Below are 4,253 nucleotides of genomic sequence, written 5' to 3' on the forward strand. Positions count from 1 at the left end.
ACAAGGACCTGTGGATGCTTCAGGCCGCCCTCAATGCGGGCGCGGAGCTTGACCGGAAAGAGGGCGTGGCGTAACCATGTTTAACCGAACCGCCGATCCACTTTCCACGGAGAATGGGACAGGCTCGAATCACCGGTTCCGAATTGACCGTGGAAGCGTGGATTCGCATCGACGAGGTCCGTGGGGAATGGCAAGCGATCGTTCAGAAGGTGGATCTGGCCAGCTATACATACGGATATTCGATTCGCCTTGACGCGGCGAATCACCTTCAGTTCTTTGTGGCGAATTCGTCGGAAGGAACCGCTTGCTCGGTCACGGATGCGAACCCCATTCCCGAGGGTGACTGGCTCCACATAGCGGGCACTTTCGACAGCGGGTCGTGTTCCCTGTTCTTGGGTGGGACGGCGGTCGATAGCGAGGTCGGTACAATTGAAACGGTCGGCTATCACACGGACAGTCTCTTCATCGGCCATCCGAGTAGCCTGAATCCGGGTGGATTTGTTGGCGCAATCGACGAGGTGCGAATTTCAAGCACTGCCCGCTATTCGGGCGCATTCACTCCAAACTCGGAATTTTCCGTGGACGCCGATACGTCGGCGCTCTGGCACATGGACGAGGGAGTCGGAGTTTCCGTTGGCGACGTTAGCGGAAACAACAACGTCGGCACGCTCAATGGCGGAGACTGGATTATTCCTTAGTAGCCAACCTAGACCACATCCGGTTTTCGTCTTCGGTTGTCGCGGATCGCTGTGACTTTGTCGCGCGTCGTCGGTTTAGCCTCTCCGAAGATCCCCCGGTCCTTGTCGAACGCATCGGGCGCAAGGTGCGCGTATCGCTGTACCATGGCTTGATCGGCGTGGCCAAGGATTTTTTGCAGACGGAACAGGTCGCCGCCGTTCATGACCCAGTGCGACGCGAACGTGTGACGCAGGTCGTGAAACCGCATTCGCGGGAGTCGCGCCTTTGCGAGGACTTCGGGGAACGTGAATTTGACGATGCGTGGCGACCCCGTGTGCATATGCCCGGCTTCGTTCGGGAACACGAGGTCGGACCCGTTCGACAATCGCCAATCGCGTAGCGTCGGAAAGAGCACGTCCAAAATGGGGACGTGGCGAACGTGGCCCGATTTCGTCGGCTTGTCGAAACTGCGTGCGACCGTTATCAGCCGGGTTTGGAGATCCACATCGGTCCACCGCAATCCCGCGAGTTCGCCGAACCGCATTCCCGTGTAGATCGCCGTCGCGAACATGGCGTGCGCCGCGTCCGAATGATCCTTGGCGTGCGAAAGGAACTTGGAGATCGCCGCCTTGCTTTCGAGGTAGGCGTAGGTCGTGCGCGGCGTCGCGGGCTTGACGATGCGGCACGGGAGCCTGTGGAGATAGTCGAGGTCCACCGCGTAATTCAGAATCGCCGACAACAATGCGAGGACGTTGCGCGCGGTCGCGGGCGCGCGACCCGCACCGAGAATGCGCGCTTTCAGGAGATCAACGCGCGCGGTCGTGATTTGGTTCAACCGCAGGTCCGCGAAAACCGGCATGAGGTGCGCCCGCAGTATCGAGGCGTCATCTTCGGCGGAGCGTTTCAGCGGCGCGCGGTTCGGGAGCCAATGCGTCGCGACGAAATCGGCGAACGTGGGGACGGCCTGCGGCGCGGGTGCGCGCCCGTCCTTGATCGCACGCAGTTCGCCCTTGATGCGCTCCAGTTCGGCGACCGCATCGGCGTAGGCGTTCGGCGCGAAGTTCGCGCTGCGTCGCTTTCCGTGCGCGTCAACCCATCGGATGCGCCAAGAGCCGTTGTGGTCCTGACTCGGAAGGGACGCATGCCGCGTGGTCCGCTTTTGATCGCCCATCTTTCGCCGCCGACGTTTTGCCATTGGAGCCCCCCGTTTGCGCGGAAAACGGGCTCCAGTGTCCGAAAATGGCCGAAACCGGGCTCAAGGACACGGGCGAAAGTCGCCTAAGTCCTTGAATTTCTTGATGCCCCCGGCAGGATTTGAACCTGCGACCCCCGGATTAGGAATCCGATGCTCTATCCGACTGAGCTACGAGGGCGTGGTCGGCGGCCACGCGGTCAGGGTCCGACCGATTCCGGCGCGCCCTGCGACATGGCGTAAAGATTGCCGCCGTTGGCGAGAAAATAGATCCGATTTTCGTCGCGGGCAAATCCGGACGACGCGCCGAGCCCCGGGTGGAACCTCCAGCGGACCGACCCGATTCGCGCATCGAGGGCGTAGAGGAACCCTTCGTTCGACGTCGTGAGAATCGCATTGCCGAAGACCGTTGGTGCGGTCGGGACCTTGATTCGGATTCTCGGCGCGCGCGCAACCGACCCCGCCTTGTCCTCGTGGCGGATATCGGTTTCCCACATCTGGGTACCTTCGGACTTGGAGACCGCATAAACGAACCCGCGCGACGACGCGACGATGAGATATTCGCCGACCGATGCGGGGCGCGAAATGCCACCCACGCGGTCGGATTTCCACACGACCTCGCCGGACGCGAGGCCGAGTTTGTAAAGCGCGCCGTCGTACGCGGCGATGTACAGCGCGTCGCCCTCGACAAGCGGCGAGGCATCGACATCCGCCAGTCGCTCGTCGATTTTGAGCAGGTTTTTCCAGATTTCCTTGCCGGTCTTTGTGTCGATCGCCGCGACGTAGCCGTCGGAAAATCCCGCGTACAGCACGCCGTTTTGCAGAACGGGTGTCGCCACTCCGCGCACGCTGAACGTGGCGGAAAGATCGCGTTGATACATCCACTTCCAGGCGCCGGTCGCGGCGTCGACGGCGTATACGCGATTATACGAGGTTGCGACGTAGACGTACTTGCCGTCGTAGGCCCCGCCGCCCATGACCTCGCCGCCAAGTTGAAAGGTCCACTTTGCGAAACCCGTGGAGCGATCGATTCCGTACACCATGCCGTCCGAATCGCCGAACGCGACGACTCCGCCGGCCGCCACGGGTTGCCCCTCGACAGGCCCGAACGCCTGGAACTTCCACACGGGGACGCCGTTTCGAGCGTTCAGGGCGAAACACGTTCCGTTCGTCGCGCCCACGAAGATCCGACCGCCGTCCACAAGGGGCTGCGCATACTCGAGCGGGTGAAAAACGGGTGATTCGAGCGGCGGAACGCCGACGGGCGAGATCCAATCCACGCGTAGCGGAAGGTTTGTGGCACTCAGTTCCGACAGCGAGGAATCCGGCAGGGGCGTCGGCACGCGCGGCGCGGACGCGCATCCCGCGAGCAGAATGAGAGCGAGCGCCAAAGCCCGCGCGCGAATCCGAAGTTTCACGCGGTCACTTTCCCTGAAGCGCGGCGATGCGCTGCTCAATGGCCGCCTTGTCCATCGCTTCGCCCGCCGCGGCGAGATACGCCGACAGGCTTTTCGCCGCGTTTTCGCGATCACCCTTCGCCTCGTAGACGCGGGCGAGGTTCTTGTGCGCGGTCTGCGTGAACGCCGCGCCCGGGTTCGCGCCGACGATCTTGGTATACGCTTCGATCGCCGCATCGGGCTGGCCGGCGGCCTCGGCCGCGAGGCCCGCGCCCTGTGCGGCGAGCCCCCACAGCGGATCGACCGGCGTCGTCGCTCCGACGACTTTCTCGAACGCGGCGCGCGCCGCGTCATATTCGCCCGTATTCAGCTTCGAAACGGCGATGTAGTAGTCGGCGAGCGACCCCTCGCGCTTGGCGCCGAGATCGTCGCGAATCGCCTCGAATTTCTTCGCCGATTCCGCATAACGATCGCGGTCGTTCGTGAACACTGCGGGGAACATTTCGTGGATGCGGGGGTTTTTGTCGATCGTCTCCTGATCGACGACCGGGGCGTTGAACACGGCCTCGGCGCCCGCGAGTTCGCGATGGGCGCTGCCGCTGGTGGCCGAAACGATCAACATGACGATGCCCGCCACGATCAGCGCGCCGATCGCGACACCCAGGCCGATGAGGATGTAGTTCCGGTACTCCAGAACCCGGCCCAGCGATTCCTTGACGACATGGAGGAACTCGTCGTCCTGCTTGATCTGCTTGCGCGTAATCTTGATCTTCTTGGCCACGGGAACGCTCCTGACTGAACGGAAACGGGCCGAAATACGCGGGCTCAAAATTCGGCGGTGAATGTTAGGCCACACCCCACGGAGTGTCAACGAAACCTGCCGCGCTGTACGAAGCGGGGAAGATGTCCGGGGCATCAGCGGGAGTAGATGTCCGGTTTTCCGGCGGGGTGGTTTAGAGGTGTGGGATGCAACACCACAGCACCCT

General features: G+C 62.5%; 4 protein-coding genes and 1 tRNA gene. 1 reads left to right on the top strand and 4 read right to left on the bottom strand.

Going from position 1 to position 4,253, the window contains the following annotated elements; translation table 11 throughout:
- The first annotated feature begins 149 nt into the window (after nt 1–149).
- On the top strand, nt 150–698 hold the full coding sequence (locus tag IT350_21140; GenBank protein MCC6160567.1) for a LamG domain-containing protein: 549 nt from the start codon (nt 150–152) through the stop codon (nt 696–698).
- A gap of 8 nt (nt 699–706) precedes the next feature.
- On the opposite strand, the gene IT350_21145 is transcribed toward IT350_21140, so the two are convergent.
- The 4 genes from IT350_21145 to IT350_21160 all read right to left on the bottom strand — a co-directional run bounded on the left by IT350_21145 (nt 707) and on the right by IT350_21160 (nt 4,048).
- Complete coding sequence (locus tag IT350_21145) at nt 707–1,873, bottom strand: site-specific integrase (protein ID MCC6160568.1); 1,167 nt, start codon at nt 1,871–1,873, stop codon at nt 707–709.
- A 104-nt stretch (nt 1,874–1,977) separates the two neighbouring features.
- Nucleotides 1,978–2,051: transfer RNA gene (locus IT350_21150), tRNA-Arg, on the bottom strand.
- A 19-nt stretch (nt 2,052–2,070) separates the two neighbouring features.
- The gene (locus tag IT350_21155; GenBank protein ID MCC6160569.1) at nt 2,071–3,288 is read right to left on the bottom strand and encodes a PQQ-binding-like beta-propeller repeat protein; all 1,218 of its coding nucleotides are present in this window, start codon (nt 3,286–3,288) and stop codon (nt 2,071–2,073) included.
- 4 nt (nt 3,289–3,292) lie between these two features.
- Nucleotides 3,293–4,048, bottom strand: coding sequence for a tetratricopeptide repeat protein (locus tag IT350_21160; GenBank protein ID MCC6160570.1), 756 nt, complete (start codon nt 4,046–4,048; stop codon nt 3,293–3,295).
- Between the last annotated feature and the right edge of the window lie 205 nt (nt 4,049–4,253).

It is taken from the genome of Deltaproteobacteria bacterium (genome assembly GCA_020845895.1).
Taxonomy (GTDB): domain Bacteria; phylum Lernaellota; class Lernaellaia; order JACKCT01; family JACKCT01; genus JADLEX01.

Bases quoted from the DNA above. Each gene is read 5' to 3' on its own strand.
- IT350_21145 (MCC6160568.1), bottom strand. From the start codon at position 1,873: ATGGCAAAACGTCGGCGGCGAAAGATGGGCGATCAAAAGCGGACCACG.